Source organism: Paenibacillus sp. FSL R5-0490 (assembly GCF_001956215.1).
GTDB lineage: Bacteria > Bacillota > Bacilli > Bacillales > Cytobacillaceae > Cytobacillus.
In genome coordinates this window covers 37758-55512 of sequence record NZ_MRTQ01000020.1, presented here as the reverse complement: position 1 = coordinate 55512, position 17755 = coordinate 37758, and the positions used below count along the sequence as shown (strand labels likewise).

The 17755-nt window shown below is 41.7% G+C and carries 15 protein-coding genes; all 15 read right to left on the bottom strand.

Features of this window, described 5'->3' with window-relative positions:
• The 15 genes from BK139_RS16630 to BK139_RS16555 all read right to left on the bottom strand — a co-directional run bounded on the left by BK139_RS16630 (position 1) and on the right by BK139_RS16555 (position 17532).
• Positions 1-1644, bottom strand: coding sequence for a YceG family protein (locus tag BK139_RS16630; RefSeq protein WP_440231662.1), 1644 nt, complete (start codon positions 1642-1644; stop codon positions 1-3).
• Between the two features lie 535 nt (positions 1645-2179).
• Positions 2180-2977 (bottom strand): HAD family hydrolase, encoded by a 798-nt coding sequence (locus tag BK139_RS16620; RefSeq protein ID WP_076260924.1) that lies wholly within the window; start codon positions 2975-2977, stop codon positions 2180-2182.
• Complete coding sequence (locus BK139_RS16615) at positions 2974-4083, bottom strand: cysteine protease StiP family protein (protein ID WP_076260921.1); 1110 nt, start codon at positions 4081-4083, stop codon at positions 2974-2976. Before BK139_RS16615 ends, BK139_RS16620 begins: the two co-directional genes overlap by 4 nt.
• Positions 4076-5449, bottom strand: coding sequence for a phosphoribosyltransferase family protein (locus tag BK139_RS16610; RefSeq protein WP_286149042.1), 1374 nt, complete (start codon positions 5447-5449; stop codon positions 4076-4078). The genes BK139_RS16615 and BK139_RS16610 overlap by 8 nt, the downstream gene beginning before the upstream one ends.
• A complete protein-coding gene (locus BK139_RS16605) occupies positions 5379-6590 on the bottom strand; it encodes an HpcH/HpaI aldolase/citrate lyase family protein (RefSeq protein WP_076260915.1) in 1212 nt (403 codons plus the stop codon). The genes BK139_RS16610 and BK139_RS16605 overlap by 71 nt, the downstream gene beginning before the upstream one ends.
• A gap of 119 nt (positions 6591-6709) precedes the next feature.
• Positions 6710-7489: a TerC family protein gene (locus tag BK139_RS16600; protein ID WP_076260912.1), complete on the bottom strand. Its 780-nt coding sequence runs from the start codon at positions 7487-7489 to the stop codon at positions 6710-6712.
• An 86-nt stretch (positions 7490-7575) separates the two neighbouring features.
• Positions 7576-8157 (bottom strand): TerD family protein, encoded by a 582-nt coding sequence (locus BK139_RS16595; protein ID WP_076260909.1) that lies wholly within the window; start codon positions 8155-8157, stop codon positions 7576-7578.
• 110 nt (positions 8158-8267) lie between these two features.
• Positions 8268-8855 (bottom strand): YpjP family protein, encoded by a 588-nt coding sequence (locus tag BK139_RS16590; protein ID WP_076260907.1) that lies wholly within the window; start codon positions 8853-8855, stop codon positions 8268-8270.
• Positions 8856-8875: 20 nt separating this feature from the next.
• Positions 8876-10057 (bottom strand): LL-diaminopimelate aminotransferase, encoded by a 1182-nt coding sequence (locus tag BK139_RS16585; protein WP_076260904.1) that lies wholly within the window; start codon positions 10055-10057, stop codon positions 8876-8878.
• 319 nt (positions 10058-10376) lie between these two features.
• A complete protein-coding gene (locus BK139_RS16580; protein WP_076260901.1) occupies positions 10377-11150 on the bottom strand; it encodes a class I SAM-dependent methyltransferase in 774 nt (257 codons plus the stop codon).
• Between the two features lie 78 nt (positions 11151-11228).
• Positions 11229-11663 (bottom strand): BrxA/BrxB family bacilliredoxin, encoded by a 435-nt coding sequence (locus tag BK139_RS16575; RefSeq protein ID WP_076260899.1) that lies wholly within the window; start codon positions 11661-11663, stop codon positions 11229-11231.
• Positions 11664-11809: 146 nt separating this feature from the next.
• Positions 11810-13480 (bottom strand): dihydroxy-acid dehydratase, encoded by a 1671-nt coding sequence (gene ilvD, locus BK139_RS16570; RefSeq protein WP_076261072.1) that lies wholly within the window; start codon positions 13478-13480, stop codon positions 11810-11812.
• Between the two features lie 264 nt (positions 13481-13744).
• Positions 13745-14881: a conserved virulence factor C family protein gene (locus tag BK139_RS16565; protein ID WP_076260896.1), complete on the bottom strand. Its 1137-nt coding sequence runs from the start codon at positions 14879-14881 to the stop codon at positions 13745-13747.
• Between the two features lie 123 nt (positions 14882-15004).
• The gene (locus BK139_RS16560) at positions 15005-16885 is read right to left on the bottom strand and encodes an ABC-F family ATP-binding cassette domain-containing protein (protein WP_076260894.1); all 1881 of its coding nucleotides are present in this window, start codon (positions 16883-16885) and stop codon (positions 15005-15007) included.
• Entirely contained in the window at positions 16882-17532 is a 651-nt protein-coding gene (locus tag BK139_RS16555) for an HD domain-containing protein (RefSeq protein WP_440231670.1), read from the bottom strand. The genes BK139_RS16560 and BK139_RS16555 overlap by 4 nt, the downstream gene beginning before the upstream one ends.
• Between the last annotated feature and the right edge of the window lie 223 nt (positions 17533-17755).

Below are 17755 nucleotides of genomic sequence, written 5' to 3'. Positions count from 1 at the left end.
TCAATCACCCTTTAAATTTTTTAATAATCCTTGAAAGAGAACCTTTTTAAGAAAGGATGGCTCCTTAAATTCCTGTTCAAAAACAACATCCTCAAGCCAGTGAACATCATATAAATCTTCCTCAATGAAGTTTTCAATGTCGTTATGGCCCGGCGGATTATACAGTACAATATCTATCCCAAACTGATTAAGCAGCAAAAGGAGTGCTGCATCCGATCTTACCATCGTCCCGTTCAGTTCGTTATTATAGAGGATAATCTTAGGAACTTCCTGCGAGTAATCAAATTGCTGCATTAATTTTAGAATGCTCGGCGGAATTTGCAGGCTTTGGCTGAACAGATAAATCTTCAATTCTTCTTCCGATTCACCAGGCAGCGGCTTTAATCGCGGACGTTCACACATATTTCTAATGGCCTTTGCAATCCCATTTTGAAGACCGCCAGGAAGCTGCTGATACCTCCAATAGTGCCCTGAAATGATTTTTTCAGGGTCTAGTTTTCCTTCCCTGTTCAGTGCATTGCGATAATGGAACCGAAAATCATTGTTGACGCTGTTTGTAAAAGGAAATCTCCTTATCAGCAGACTTTCTTCATATTGGCTGATCGTTTGTATTCGATCCCAGTATTCCTTGCGGTTCCTGCTTACTCCCTGGATCTTTGAAAAAATGGACGGTATCATGACCCTTCCATCCTTCACCTCAAAGTTTGGACGGATCATGGCTTTCTCTTTAATTAAAATAAAAAGTTCATCATAAGTAGTTTTCAGGGTCACAGAAGAAGGAGTATACTCCCTAAGCTGCCAGGGTTTATAAAGGCCTGAACCCTCATGGTTAAGGATGGTTTCTATTTCCCTGGATGCCCTATAAGCGACTGTAGCACTCCTTCTTCTCTTTTCCTGCGGGAAAGGTTCAGGCTTTTTCTTTTCTGGATAATGATGTACAAAAGAATCCTGAACTTCCTGACCCATCTCTGCAAAAAGGTCTTCTCCTGAAGGAGAAAAATAAAGAATATCGCACCCGATTTGTATTAGGTAGTACAAAAAGTAATAATGACTCTTTTTCCCATTCCCGTACCAAAGGACTTTTGGCATGCCCAATTTCGGATCAATATCTTTAAGTTCTGTGCCAAAATGATTAGCGGACCACTTAATCACATCAACAAGCACTCTTCTTATATCCTGGTTTTTTAAGCCGCCCGTTTCCTTTTCAGAAAAAAGGTTCAGCATACTAATCATCGCTTCTCTTATTTTCCTGTGCAGAGAAGGTGAGGAAGATTTGAGCAGCAGCTGTTCTCCATCTAGAAAAGCAGCAAATCGGTTTATGGATAAATTCTGTTCCCGGTTAATATTAAGGACTTTTTGTATCGCCTGAAACTGCTGGTTATTAATGGTTTTATCCAGATGTTCTTCACTGAGGAGGAGAAGCCCTGAATTCTGTGTGTGAATTAGATCAAAAAGACGATTATAATATTCATCTTCATCAAGGGGAACTCCAAGAAATCTGGCAACAATTTGGCCAACATGCAGCGTTTGCTGTTCCTCTCTGTAACTTTCACGTTCATGATTAGGCTTTGTTAACTGAGAGCTCCAGTTCTCATATGTAACCTTTAAGATGTGAGTTTTAATTTGACTGTACGACAAGTTCAATTTTTATCCCTTCCCTCTATGAGCGAAAGATGCATTCTTATCATTTCATTCAAAAATTGCGTTTCAGTTCCCGGATAATGGCACGGGACAATAAATATGTAAACTTATTACCATCATATCATAGGAATACAGCCTTTTTCTAAAATGGTTTACTTTCTTTACGAATTAACAGGCAGAAAGTTTCATTTCAGTATTATTTTTCATTGCTGAATGAACTCAGATGGACTTTTTCACCTTTATTCCTGTCCCCGCATAAAGTGGAGTACCCTGGAAGAGGAAGGTGAATCAGCATGAGGCTGCTTTTTCGAAGAGTGAGATATCGGGGGATTGATCATGATCTGGATATAATCAGGAATACTTTATGTTCAAGTTCCTTTGTTTTTATAGACATCTTTTTCTTGTCAATGATCCTTGCCATCTTCTCTTTTGCCAGTTACCAGTCTATTTCCATCAGCAGTTTAATCTTTACAGGAAGCTATACTTTTTGCTTTTGCTTATTTATCGTTTTAAAAAAATGGCTGAGGGACCAGCCGGACTAAACTTTTTCTTTAATACTATTTGATATATTTTTTAGAATTTCTTCCCCTGCCGCTGTCCCTACATTAGCAGTAATCAAGTATGGAGATGTGATGGACTTTTCGGCTACGAGTTCTCCGTGGCTGGGGACAAATGCATAGTCGCAGTACTTTAAAAAGTCATGATCAAGCATGGAATCGCCTGCCCCAAAAACTATATTTATATCTTCCCGTTCCTGAATGAATTTCACTGCCTCGCCCTTACAGATGGGATTTGGCATAAAATACAGCTTCCTTCCCTGATGGGATATCCTCCACCCAAAGGATTCTGCCAGATCAGCAATTGCTTTTTTGGCTTCAGCTGTTAATTTTTCTTCAAGAATATAATAAAAGAAAAGATTTTCAGCCATTTTTATTTTCCCGTTCAGTTCCAGGCTTTTTAATCTGTCCATCATTTCCTCAAGCAAAGCACACTCCGTCTTCAGACGCTTTCGGACTATGACAGACCACTCCTCAAGAGGTTTTCCATAATAATGGATATTGGCACCATTGGATGTGACAGCGTAAGGAATGTTAAGGGCATCTTTAAAAATGAAAATACGTTTATATTGCTCATAAGTTCTCGTTGTAACAGGCACAAAGAGCATTTGAGCAGCTATCTCTTCCAGTAATCTTCGAGCTTCTTGTGTCATAAAGGCAATTTCCCTGCCATCTTTACGCTCAACACCTATTAAATCTTCTCCTGACTGCCCAAAATCAGCGAGTGCTTTATTTGAGTAGATCAGTGTCCTGTCCAAATCTGATGCAAACATCCTCATGAATTTTCTCCAGTCTTTTTAATTAATCCGCAGCAGGTATAACTCATATCAGGATAATGAATAACCTCAACATTCCGCTCCCGGGCCAGCATGACAATATGGCCAACATATGGACTTTCCGGATCTTTCATCAAAATTTTCCATGGAAGCCTTCTTAGAAGAACTCTGGTTGTTTCGCCTACTCCCGGCTTTACAAAGTTAATAGATTCAATATTAAATTCTTCTTGTATTCTCTGAATCTCTTCCATGCCCTTAAAACTTGCTTCCCCCGGGTTTTCCATAATCCTTTTCGCAAGTTCGAAAGCTTCCTGCTTAATAGCCGGGAACTCCTCTGCTACAGCTGAGAGATAATGGTTTGAAACATCTGCTTCTTCCAGCTCGCTATAATATTTGGCGCCATGGAAATCTTCCGGCCCAATTAAGGATTTATTGAATACTGTTCTGCTGACTAATCCTGAAACAGTTGAGTTGAGACAGGCACTTGGAATCAGAAAATCTTCCCTCGTTCCATATAGGGTTGTGCAATAACCAGGATCAGCAAGAACGGCCAAGGTATCATCGAGAATAACACCATAAGTTTCCTGGAATTGTCTGCAGGCCTTGGTTAATTCAATGGAAATAGCCCCTTTTCCTGTCCATCCGTCCACAAATTGAATTTCACATCCGGGATGTGAGTTCAGAATATGCTTTATGGCATTTTCGTCAATCCCCCGGTCCCTGATAATGGATATGCTGTAATGCGGCAAACTCACACCATAAACTTCAGAAAGATACCTCTTTATCAGAATTCCAACAGGTGTTCCGGCTCTCGCGAGAGAAACTAAAACAGTATTTTTTCCTTTTTTCTTCCAGATCTGCTCAGAAACCGCTCCTGTTGACAATGCTGTTTTCCGTTTATAAACATCAAGTGTCTCCCAAAACAGAGAAAGGTATTTTTCAGGCGGCTGATATTCAATAGGAAGTGTTTCACTATAATGCTGACCGGACTGAATGTTTTTTTCTCTTTGCTCAATGGATCCTTCAAGTGAATATCCGCTTAAATCCTTCAATAAAAAGACAACATCATCTTTACTATATGAACCAAATTTATCTGCTGTTTTATTCATTTTTTCCACCTCCGTTAAAGTAGACTACTTTTACATTTTTAATATATTTTTTTAATTGATTGATAAAAGGCATAAGGGAATCTTTTTCCGGTTCTCTTTCAAAAAACAGGAACACTTCTTCATAACAGCCGTCTGGAATGTTATAAACAAATTGTGCCATTTCAGGGTCTTCAGGATTTTGAAAGGAAATGCCGTATTGCGCTCCATAGTCTTTATCATTTCTTACAAAGATGGGACTGCGTGTTGTTGAGTGGAACTTTACGCCTTCCCCCATTAAGGAGGCAACCTTCATAGGGATATACATGAACTCCCCGGTTCCAAGACATAATGTATTTCTTCCATCCCGTTTTCGGGATAAGGATTGGCCGATCTCAGCTAATGACACACTTAATCCGGCCTGGCGTTTTGCATCCAGCCCGAATCGGCCCGAATCTTTTAAATAGGGAATATTTCTGATCTCACCGTTTAAAGTAACTGATGGTTCATTCGTCCGGCTTAATAATTCAGGGAATTCTTTACTTATATCAATATAGGAAATATGAGCAGTTTGTCCTGACAGCTCGTCTGCTGACTGACCATTATTCACTTTAGGAGTCCCATATACATCGATCTCCCCTTTTAGAAGAGACACATTGTTAATAATAATGCCCAGCTCTTTTTCCAAATCATCAAACAGTATCTGATCTTTTTGGGAACGCCAATCCAGGATGGAGACGACTGTATACATCTTTCTTGGAAAGCGTTCATGAATGGAGCGGATGATATTAATAGCTGTTTTACCAGTAGTCATTTCATCATCGACAAGTATAATCTCCCTCTTATTATCCAAAAGATCTGCATCTGCATAGCATCTGTGTGAAGTAGCATGAGAATGTTCTTCTTCAAATGTTATGACTGAATTCTGATCTGCCAGCTGCTCTCTAGTTGTATGAAAGTAATCGGCACGTTTAAATGATTGAAAGAAAGCATGTCCGAGTGCAGTTGCTGTTTCAGCAAATCCAATGATAACCGGGTTATAATCTTTATCAATAAATGGACTGCTGTTCATGAAATCTGTACCGTTTATAAAAGCGGATAAAAGCTCTGCGGCCTTTCCGGTCTCCACCTTTTTCGCCTTCTCCATATAAAGGCTGGCGAGCAATTCTCCTGTCAGGAGTCCAATCTTCGGGTCTATCGGTATATGTTTCCCGAGCACTTTGCTGACAAATAAGAAAGATCTTTTCTTGTTTATCCTTGCTGCCATGACAAATAAATCTTCAGGGAGCAGCTCATATGGGTTCTCGGTTATATGAATATCAACGGTTAATGAGTTGAGTATCTGAATTGAATGTTTCGTTTTTGAGTAGGTCAATGTATGTGATCTCATCCTGCAGCACCCCGTATACTTCTGATTTTAATAATATTTTTTTTGCCCAATACAAATGAGGTTTTATTTCATTCATTTTGTTTTGATAATCACTTTTCATAACTCCTATTTTTCCGCCGGCCTGACCGGCGATGCTCTGTGCATCCAGATACTCTTCAAGTGTTACCGTATTCAATGCCTGTACAGGCCTAATATGGGTTGGATGTATAATGGTTTTCCCAGTTAAGCCATTTGAAATATCCATTGCAATTTCTCTAATTAAACCATCCATATGCCGATCAATTAAGTCCGTTCTCATTTTCAGTCCATCCTGTCCGAGACGTTCCATGAATGGTGTTTGCCTTATTTGAGGCTTTAGAAGACGCTCTTTTGAGGAAAAGTATTCCCAGACCGGACCTGAAATGACATACGGCTGGTCCGCACGCAGGAAAATATTAATAATATCTGATATGCAATCTCTAATTACAGCAATATCGTAAACTGTCGTATCAGAATTTCTTCGTATTCCATAGAGTCCGCTAAAATCCGTAGCTCCAATTCTCACATTTAAAATCAGCTCAAAATATTGGTCCAGCACTTTCTTTATGCCGATCAGCTCTTCAAGCCTTGTTTCTTTTTGAATAATTTCTTTCGTCTCCAAAATCGGCATGGCATATAAACAATAACCCTGAGAATTAAGCTCTTTAATTTCTGTTAAAATTCTACTTCCTTCAGCGGGTGAAAACTTAGGCAGGACAAAGCCGGTCAGAAGATGCATGCCATTCGGAATTCTGCTCTTGAGTCTAACAAGCTGCTCATAGCTCCTGATTCGCACGAAGATCAAAGGGAGATCTTCTTCTTCACAAAGACCCTTCACAAGGTCTGAGCTTAAATTTTCCAATTCCGAACAAAGCAGACCCTCTGCCATTTCCACTTCTTCATCACCAATTGCATCTTCAAGGCATATGACCATGGATGAAAGGCCAGCATGTTTTTTTGACAGCAGATCCTGGTGAATATTTGGCCTTGTCGCCGGCATATATAAAGTTGCCCCAAGAGCATATGATAATAGCTCCCTGTCAGATCTCTTGTTAAAATAGCCAGGCTTTTTATAAAACATATTATTTATTTTTTCACCCGGCAGATCGGAAAATAGTCTCATTTTTGCAGCTCCATTCCTTCACTAAAATACTACTTTCTTCCTTTTTCATCCAAAAAAGATAAAAATAAAAGGGAGCGGACAAGTGTCTGTTCCCTTTCTAAATCTATGAAATTACATATTTAGTTCGATCCCTGATCTGCAGCTTCTTTTTTTGCATTCCTCGCATGCACAATAAAAGTAATAGCAAACACGATAACCAATACGATAAAGAAGTAAATATGGTCGATGTGAATACCAGCCGCACTCGCAAGCATTTTAGCAGCAATAAGAAGGATCAGGATATATGAGCTGGTTTCCAGCTCCGGTACCCTGTCAATCAGCTTCAAAAATACGCCAGCTACGCCACGCATCATGATAATACCAAGCATACCGCCTATCAAAAGCACCCAAATTTCCTGGCTGACTCCAAGCGCAGCCAATATACTATCGATTGAAAATGCAATATCCATCAATTCAACTGCAATGACAGTTCCCCAGAAAGTACCGAAAAGACGGATTAATAATCCTCTTTGATTGATGCCTTCTATTGCATGTTCATCGCCTTCCTCTTCTGCTTGCCTCTTATCAATAAAGTACTTAATGGCAAGCCAGGCCAGGTAGGCAGCACCTAAGACCTTGATATACCAGAATTCAATTAAAAATACACCGATGCCGATTGCAATAAATCTGAAGAAGTAAGCACCTAAAAGACCGTAAAAAAGAGCTTTCTTCCGCTGTTTTTCCGGCAGATGTTTTACCATTACTGCAAGAACAAGTGCATTATCAGCAGATAATAGGCCTTCCAGAATTACAAGTGTACCTATCAGTGCCCAGCTTTCCGGCTTTGATAAAGCTTCAACCCACATTTCCCAGTTAAAGAACTGGGAATATGTATGCAAAATAGATTCTAATATTTCCATTCTAAATTATTCCTCCCGGTGATGACTGCTTTTTCATATAAAAGACCCGGCATTGCCGAGCCTTATTAAGCAAATATACCTCTTATTTATCCTACCTGTAAACCAAAATCTTTTGCCAGTGCAGCCAGTCCGCCCTGATATCCGCTTCCGATTGCACTGAATTTCCATTCTCCGTTATGTCTGTATAATTCTCCAACTACAAGTGCAGTTTCAATTGAGAAGTCTTCACCCAGATCATAACGGATCAATTCTTCACCTGTAACTTCATTCAGAATTCTTGCATAGGCATTTGATACCTGTCCAAAGTTCTGATTACGGGCTTCCCCGTCATGAATGGTGATTGTGAATGTAATGCGCTGAATGTTAGCTGGGACATTAGCCAGGTCAATTTTCACCTGCTCATCATCGCCATCCCCTTCACCTGTACGGTTATCTCCAGTATGTACAACTGATCCATTTGCGCCTGATGTATTGTTGTAGAAAACAAAGTCGCTTTCAGAAGTTACTTTTCCAGTATCTCCAAGCAGAAATACAGAAGAATCCAAATCAAAGTCATTTCCGCCATCATATTTGTTCGTGTCCCATCCAAGCCCTACTACTACCTTACTCATTCCTGGATTTGTTTTTGTTAAGTCCACTTTTTGTCCTTTTGATAAGCTTACTGCCATTTCAAATCAAACCTCCATTATGTAGAATAATTGTATTTACGGTATAAATCATGAAAAGTTTCATAATCCATAAAAATATTTTTTCATATTCCAGAGTTTATTTCAATATTTTAACTCATCCATTTTGGCGGAGTATTTTTGTTCCAGTAAATTGACCCGAGTTCATGGTGGGCCTGAAAATGATCATGGTGTGTATGATAGTGAAAATTAAACCAGTACCCCTGCTGAGGTGGATGGTCCCTTCTTACATGGAAGCGAATGACATCTTCGTTTGTCCTGCTGTTGGTTATGTGGAAAATTTTTTCCGATAACCCGCCCCCAGGAGTTTCTGTAACCTTTAATTCAGCAAGGCTTTCTTCCGGAAAGTGCACTGCAACCTCCTGGATGGCTTTCTCAATTTCTGGAAGGATGACCTCGTTAAACTCATCTTCAATAACTGGGCCTATCTTTGCACCAAATTTCTCATACGATTGTGTCTCAGCCTCTATAAGCATTTGCCTGATAAAGTCCTCTTTATCGAAATAACTATTTTCCTCTTCAGCAAGTTCTGCGCCATTCTCTGAGTTTTCCACATCTGAAGCTCTGGAGGCTTTTAGCTGGTTCGTATTTTCATATAGAAATGCCTGAGAAGGTGTGACGAGGCCAAACGTTAAAATGGTAACAAGTACAACAAAGGATTTCCTCAGCCAATTCGGCATTTTTTTCGCCTTCCTTTCTCCTAAGCAAGGATTTTTTTAAATATGCCGCTTCCTTCAATATCAAGGACAGCTTGCCTTAAAACATCTTCGGGCTGTACAAGAGCAATCCGAACGTATCCCTCACCCCACCTTCCAAATGCGCTTCCAGGAGTTACGACTACACTCGCCCGGTTAATTAAGTCAATCGCAAAATCTTTGGAGGAGCTGTACCCTGAAGGGATCTCGGCCCATAAGAACATAGACCCCTCAGGCCGGCTGATATCCCAGCCTATAGTTTCAAGATTTTTTATAAATACATCTCTTCTTTTTCTATATGTCTCTCTCAAGTCCTGCAAAAAATCAGACTGATCATTCAATGCTTTCACCGCAGCTGCCTGTACCGGCAGGAATACACCATAATCCAAATTGGATTTGAAATTGGCAAGCAGCGCTATAAGCTGCTGATTGCCTGCGGCATATGCGACCCTGCAGCCAGCCATATTAAAGCTTTTTGATAGTGAATTCATTTCAATCCCCACATCAGCTGCCCCTTCAACAGACAAAAAACTTAAAGGTTTCTTTTCATAATAAAGTTCCGAATAAGCAAAATCATGCAATACAGCAAAACCGTATTTCTTTGCAAGCCGGATCGCTCGAAAAAAAATATCCTCTGTCGCCATTGCCGGAACGGGGTTGCCTGGGAAGTTTAAGATCATTAATTTCGTGTTTGCAAGGATTTCTTCAGGGATCTCATTAAAATCAGGGAGGAAGCTGTTCTCCTTTTTTAAAGGCATTCCGTACATTTGTGCACCAGCCATTGCTGCACCTGCAGCATAGGCAGTGTATCCGGGGTCTGGAACAAGGATATAATCTCCCGGATCACATAGAATCATCGGCAAATGTACCAGCCCATCCTGGGATCCCATTAAAAGCAGCACCTCTGAAGCAGGATCGAGATCCACTTCAAAATTTCGTTTATAATAGCCGCTGACTGCGGTATGAAATTCATGTGTACCTGTTAACGAGTACCCGTATTGTTCTGGATCACGGGCTCCTCTTGCCAATTCCTCCATAACAAAAGCGGGAGGGGGCATATCAGGACTGCCAATGCTCAAATCAATCACCGAAAACCCGTCTGAAAGTTTCGAATTCTTAATTTGGGCCAATTCCGTAAACACGCTCTCTGTAAAAGAAGCCATTTTTTTTGAAATAGGAAATTCCATCGTATCCTTCCTCGCTATGTATCTCGTTTCTATTTTTCTATTATACTTCTTTTCGAACCAAATTAAAATTGATTTCATGCATCGGCAAAAAGAACAATAGAAATATAGTAATGAGTTAATTGGCGGATTAATTAGGAGCAAAGCGGGGAATAATAAAACAAATCATGTTCTTCAAGTCCAGAAGAATGAATAAGGGGGAAATATCATGGATTGGTCTGTATTCTTTGTCATTGCAAGTCTTTTACTGATGGCTTACTTTGTTTATCTTGCCATTGCAGATTAAAATAAGCAGGTGCCTGATATTAACTGGCACCTGCTCTTATTTTTCAATAATGCCAAAATGAAATTTCGATGACTTTCTTTCAATTACTTTGAAGCCATATTGAGCAAACCTGGAACTTCTAAAGTGATCTTTCAGGATCACTCTTTGCCTCGCTGCTCGTTTTGCATGAAATATAACTTCTTCTGACAAATCCTCATAGACAGCAAAGTTCCTTAAAGCTTTAATCCCTTCTGACTCAATGATTTCTTCTTCAAACATAGGATCAAAATAGACAATATCGTAACTGTCCGAGGGCAGTTTTTTTAAATATGGAAGGGCCATTGATGTCTCAACATTAATTCTTCCCATGGCCTGATTCATAATCTCAAGCCCGGAGTCCCACTGCCTGAGCCCGTTCGCAACGAGAAAGGAAAGGTATTTATTTCCTTCAAGCCCTGTAACTTTACCTTTACTCCCCGCAGCAAAACTGGCTGTTATGCTGTCAGATGCCAGACCAAGAGTACAATCGAGAATACTGCTGCCTTCTTTAAGACCGGCAGCCTCAAGAAAAGGATCACTCTCACCTTTTAGGAGGCGCTTCACTCTGAACATGGCTGAACTCGGATGAAAGAAGAACGGCTGGTTTTCACCAATCGGATAAAGTTCCAGCCGCTCTTTTCCAACTACTATGCAGTCTTCAGGAACTTGTTTTTGAATCGCTCTTACAGACCTTTTATTCCTGTCGATGTATTCTGCTCCCAATTGTTCTGCAATGTTTTTTGCTTTTTCTATCATTGCTTCATTGGTGCGTCCGGATGTCGTAATTAGCATATATGTTCACCTGATTCCTAAAATTGCTATGAAAAAAGGGTGCCAGCAGACACCCCGTTTTTGTATAATTTAATATTCTCAGCAGTTCGCCTCAAAAGCTGCAAGAAGGTTCTCCATGATCGCTTCCATAGAGTGGTCTTCGATATCATGGCGGTGAATGAAGTGCACAACTTTCTTCCCTTTAAAAAGAGCCATAGAAGGTGATGAAGGTTCATATCCATCAAAGTACTCGCGCATTTTGGCTGTTGCTTCTTTGTCCTGTCCCGCAAAAACCGTCACCAGATGATCAGGTTTCTTTTCACTTCTTATAACAGCCTGTGTTGCTGCAGGGCGGGCAAGTCCTGCTGCACAGCCGCAAACTGAATTTACGACTACAAGTGCTGTGCCTTCAAGGTTTTCCATGAATTGCTCTACATCTTCTGAAGCCGTAAGCTCTTTAAAGCCTGCCTGTACAAGCTCCTGACGCATCGGCTTCACCATTTGCTTCATATATTCTTCATATGCCATTGACATAAGATTTGCATCCTCCTTAACGTACAGTTTGTAAAGTAAGCATACTATATCGTATGATCTTAATGCAATTTTTCTATGCCGGTTCTCGTCATAACTCAGCTAATTCAAAGAAAGCCGGTCCTAAAAGACCGGCATCCTTACTATATTTAAATTTTCATAACGCCACCTGTGCTGGCATTGGTGACTAGCTTCGAATAACGGGCAAGATACCCTTTTTTAACCTTTGGCTCGAAGCCCTTCCAATTGGCTTTCCGCTTTTCGAATTCTTCATCCGAAATTTCCAGATTGATTGTACGGTTATTCAGATCCAATTCAATGATGTCTCCATTCTCCACAAATGCAATAGGTCCGCCTTCAGCAGCCTCCGGTGAGATGTGCCCAATGCTGATGCCGCGGGAAGCACCCGAGAAACGGCCATCTGTAATCAGGCCGACTTTTGCACCTAAACCACGGCCGACAATCTGTGAAGTCGGTGCAAGCATCTCCGGCATTCCAGGGCCGCCTTTAGGGCCCTCATAACGAATGACAACAACATGGCCTTCCTGCACCTTGCCAGTAATGATTCCGGATAGTGCATCTTCCTGCGAATCAAAGCAGATGGCTGGCCCTCTATGGTATCCGCCTACTGACTCATCTACTGCACCCACTTTTATAATTGATCCCTCAGGAGCTAGATTCCCAAATAAAACTGCCAGCCCTCCGCGTTCAGAGTGCGGATTCTCCAGTGTCCGGATTACATTTTTATCCTGAATCTCACTGCCTGCTACATTCTCCCTTAGCGGCTTTCCGGTAACTGTCAGACAGTCACCATTCAAGGCGTCCGGCTTTTTAAGCAATTCATTGATGATTGCACTCACCCCACCGGCATTATGAACATCTTCAATATGATAATCTGACGCAGGAGCGATTTTGGCTAAATGAGGAACCCTATTAGCAATCTCATTGATTCGTTCAATCGGATATTCAATTTCAGCTTCGTGAGCAAGCGCCAATGTGTGAAGAACTGTATTGGTTGACCCGCCCATTGCCATATCCAGGGCAAATGCATTGTCAATCGCATCAATGGTAACAATATCGCGCGGTTTAATGTCTTGCTTGATTAATTCCATCAGCTGCTTGGCTGAACGTTTAACAAATTCTTTTCTTTCTTCTGATACAGCCAGAATCGTGCCATTGCCAGGAAGTGCAAGGCCCAGTCCTTCTGCAAGGCAGTTCATGGAATTCGCAGTGAACATCCCTGAACAGGAACCGCAGGTCGGACATGCTACCTGCTCGATTTCCAGGAGCTTTTGTTCGTCTATTTGGCCGGATTCGAAGGCACCTACACCCTCAAAGACCGAGCTTAAGGATAATGGCTTTCCGCTTGAATCTACGCCGGCTTTCATCGGACCGCCGCTGACAAAAAGGGTTGGAATATTAACCCTTAATGCCCCCATCATCATTCCGGGTGTGATTTTATCGCAGTTCGGGATACAGACCATTCCATCAAACCAGTGGGCAGAAACAACTGTTTCAAGTGAGTCTGCAATGATTTCACGGCTTGGCAGAGAATAGCGCATGCCGATATGGCCCATCGCAATTCCATCATCCACACCAATGGTATTAAATTCAAACGGAACGCCGCCTGCTTCACGGATTGCTTCTTTAACAATTTTACCGAATTCCTGCAAATGCACATGGCCAGGAACGATATCAATATAGGAATTGCACACAGCAATAAATGGTTTTCCGAAATCTTCTTCCTTTACTCCGGCAGCACGCAGCAGGCTGCGGTGCGGAGCCCGGTCTGTGCCTTTTTTGATCATATCACTTCTCATCTGTGAGCCAGTCATAGTATGTACCTCCCGTTTTACCCTAGATTCATAATCTCTTATTCTATGGAAAAGATTAACTAACCTCCTGCCCCCCAAATATTTTCTTTCCAATATAGACCCTTTTTCGGATAATTTCAATAATTATTACAAATTTAATTTAATTTTTCGCTTTAAATGAATGAAACTGTAATGCGTGTAAGTTCTAAATTAATCAATTCCAATAAAAAAACCGCTGCAGATCCTAAAATCTGAGCGGCTTTCTTAAAATTATTTATCACCTTTATTCCGGGATTCAGTCATTTGTTTCCAAACTGAACCCTTTGCTTCTTCTCCCTGCTCAATTCTCTCAATAGCCAGTTTGATCTGCAGACTGACTTCGAATTCCGGGTCGTCTTCAGCAGCCTTTAGAGCAGGCAGCGCACTTTCATCACCCACTTCGTAAAGAAACATGGCCGCACGCCAGCGTACAAGCTTACTGTCATCCTGCAGAGCTTCCTTCATGGCGTCCATTGCTTCTGCAAACCCTAAGTCTGATAAACAGTCTCCGGCTGTACGCCTTACAGTGACCGTTTTATCCTTCAATGCTCTGTACAGAAGCGGAAGGACGCTTTTATCTTCAATCATTCCAAGATAAACTGTCGCAAGTCTCCTGATTGAAGCCTTCTCGTCATTGAGAGCTTTTTCAAGAACAGGCAGGTCCTCCAGTTCGGGATTATCCATCTGTTCGAGTTTTTGATAACGCTCCCGCCAATCCGCGGAATCCAAATCTTCGACTGAAAGTTTCAGAAGAGAACGCACATGCTTATCCTCCGTTTTATCTGGGCTTTCAGCCATTTTCACAAGGGTCTGGAGTCTTCCCTCCGGATAGGCAGCCATTAGTTCCTCTACAATATCATGGCCAACTTGGTCAAAGTCTCCGTAGCGGACCCCAAATTCTTTCCACTTGCGGACCATGACAACATTATCAGCAGGATCCTGAGCTTTTGAAACAGCATTAATAAAGTTTTCAGGAAGTCCGAAGCGCTTTTCTTCCGTGCCGTCAGTCAGCTTCACCTGCATCGGAATTCCTTTGTACATTTGGACTAGTACCTGCACTTCACCAAAATGTTCATCAATGCCGTTTTCCTCAGAACCGTCATTTTCCACGTCTTCGCCAAAAGCAGACCGAACTTGAGGAAGCAGCTCTTTCCAGTCATATTTGGCATTTCTTTCTACCGCCAGGAAATCGGCAACATGGTAAACCCCTTTTATGCCTTCAATCTCAAGAATATCAAGGATGATCCTGGGAGCTCCTTCTTTTTTATCTTTTTTATAATTATTGGCTTTCCCCATTGGAAGCTCTTCATCAAGAATAACCTTCATTGTATTCGGACTTGGTGTTGGTTCGATTGCTTTTATTTTCAAAAGTATCACCCTTTTTTTTATATTCACGCTGGTAACTGATTTTATTTTAACATAAGGATAATTTCGAGGCATTTTAGCTGTTTTAACTATAAAAATAACCCGGTGATTCCACCGGGCATCTCATTATTCATTTTCTGCTGCTTCTGAAAGATAGCTCCATCTCTCTATCAGATATTCAAGTTCTTCATTCAGTTTCGATTCTTCATCTACTAAGGCCTGGCCCTTTTCAAAGTCACTGCCAATGGTGGCCATTTCTGAGGAAATTGCTTCGAGACGGGCTTCAGCAGCCTCAATCTTTCCCTCTATTTCTTCCCATTCTTTCTTCTCTTTGTAGCTCATTCTCTTCTTTTTCGGTTTTGTTTCCCTCGTTTTTTTAGGGGCATGGTCCATTTCCTGAACCGGTTTGGCATTTTCACTTTCAAGAAATTCACTGTAATTTCCATAGTAGGATTCGATTTTGCCCTCTCCTTTTAACACGAGCAGCTGCTCAGCCACTTTATCCAGGAAGTAGCGGTCATGCGAAACAGTAATGACTACGCCGGGAAAATCATCTAGGTAATCCTCGAGAACCGTCAGGGTTTGGGTATCAAGGTTATTGGTCGGCTCGTCAAGAAGAAGAACATTAGGCTCTGACATTAAGATTTTCAGTAAATAAAGCCTCCGTTTTTCCCCGCCGGAAAGCTTGCGGATTGGAGTGCCATGGGTATATGGCGGAAAAAGGAAACGCTCCAGCATTTGAGCCGCAGAAATGGTTTTTCCATCTGACGTTTCAACTACTTCAGCTGTTTCTTTGAGGTATTCGATCATGCGTTTACTCTCATCCATATCTTCGCTTTCCTGGGTATAGTAAGCAACTTTTACTGTCTGCCCAATAATGCGCTTACCTGAATCCAGCGGAATCCTGCCTGCCAGTATGTTAAGGAGCGTGGATTTTCCTGTCCCATTTCTTCCAATTATCCCTATTCTATCCCCTGGTTTTACGAGAAGATCAAAATGATCCAGAATTGTCTGGGAGCCATACTTTTTTGTAGCAGCTTCGAGTTCAAACACTTGTTTTCCGAGACGGCTGCCGCTTAGGGACATATCCAATTTTTCAGAGGATTTAACTAAAGAAAGCTGGCTGTCAAGGGTCTCAAACCGCTGGATCCTTGCTTTTTGCTTGGTGGTACGGGCTTTTGCACCTCTCCTGATCCACTCGAGTTCCCTTCTAAACAGATTTTTCTGCTTTTCTATAGTGGCTGCTTCATTTTCCTCTCTTATCGCCTTGGCTTCAAGGAATGCAGCATAATTCCCCTTATAGCTGTAAAGATTTCCGCCCTCAAGCTCAAACATTTTATTGGTAACCCGGTCCAGAAAATAACGGTCATGTGTCACTAGCAGCAGTGCACCCCTATATCTGCCCAGATATTCTTCCAGCCATTTAACCGATTCAAAATCAAGGTGATTTGTCGGCTCATCAAGGATCAGCAAGTCTGGTGACTGGATCAAAGCTTGCGCCAGCGCAACCCGCTTTTTCTGTCCGCCTGAAAGCTCACCGATTTTTCTGCCAAAATCCTCAATGCCCAGTTTAGTGAGAATCGTTTTGGCGTCGGTATTTACTTCCCAGGCATTAAGTGTATCCATTCTTTTTTGAAGTTCAAAAAGGCTTTCCTGGACAGCTGGATCTTCCGGGTGCCGGCTAAGCTCCAGCAGTGCTTGTTCATATTCTCTCTGCAGGACAAGTATTGGCGCATCTCCTGCAAATACCTGCTCGAGAACGGTTAAATCATAATTCAGGTCAGGCTGCTGTGCTGAATATGAAATGGTGTAATCTCTCGGTTTGACTATATCGCCGGAGTCTGGCAGGTCAACTCCCGCAATCACTTTCAGCAGTGAGGATTTTCCTGTACCGTTTACACCGATCAGTCCTGCCCTTTCTTTTTCGGCTATTGTAAATGATATATTGTTAAAAAGTTCTTTCTCACCATAGGTTTTTGTCACATTTTCCACAGAAATCATCTTCATGCTTGACCATTCCATTCTTTAAAAAATTGATGCAGAAACTGTTCCATTAGCTCATGCCGCTTTTCTGCCAATTCCATAGCAGTGTCAGTGTTCAGCAGATCTCTCAGCTTCAAAAGCTTTTCGTAAAAATGATTGATGGATGACGACCTGCCATTCCGGTATTCATCTTCAGTCATTTCTATTCTGATATCAAGGGCAGGATCATAAATCAGCTGTCCTTTTTTGCCTCCGTAGGCAAATGCTCTCGCAATTCCCACGGCACCGATCGCATCCAATCTGTCCGCATCCTGGACTATTTGGGCTTCTGCGCTTAAGATCCTGGTGTTATGGCCGCCTTTAAAGGAAACTGATTCAATAATTGCCTTAATGGAGCTGGATGCTTCCTCTGTTATTTTGAGTTCCTTAAGAAAGTCAGACAGTTTCCTGTCCCCTGCTTCCATAGAAGTGTTCAGCTTTGCATCAGGTATATCATGAAGCAAGGCTGCCATTTCAATTAAGAAAGGATCTCCTTTTTGTTCCTTTTCCGCTATGTAAAGGGCGTTTTTTCGAACCCGATCAATATGTTGCCAGTCATGCCCGGTTGAATCATCTCCGAGTGTATCCCGGACAAATTTTTCTGTTATATGTATAATATTTTCATTCATTATTTCACCCGCTTTCAAACTCCACTGTCCATTTTAACATTAGTACTAAAAAGAAACGATGGCAAGGTCTTACCCTTTAATGTTGTCCGTTGATTTCCGCTCCAGGCTGCTCGCTTTCCGCGGGGCGAGCGGTGAGCCTCCTCGACGCTCCGCGTTTGCGGGGTCTCACCTGTCCCGCTACTTCCGCAGGAGTCTCGCACCTTCCGCTCCAATCAACTCTGTAAAT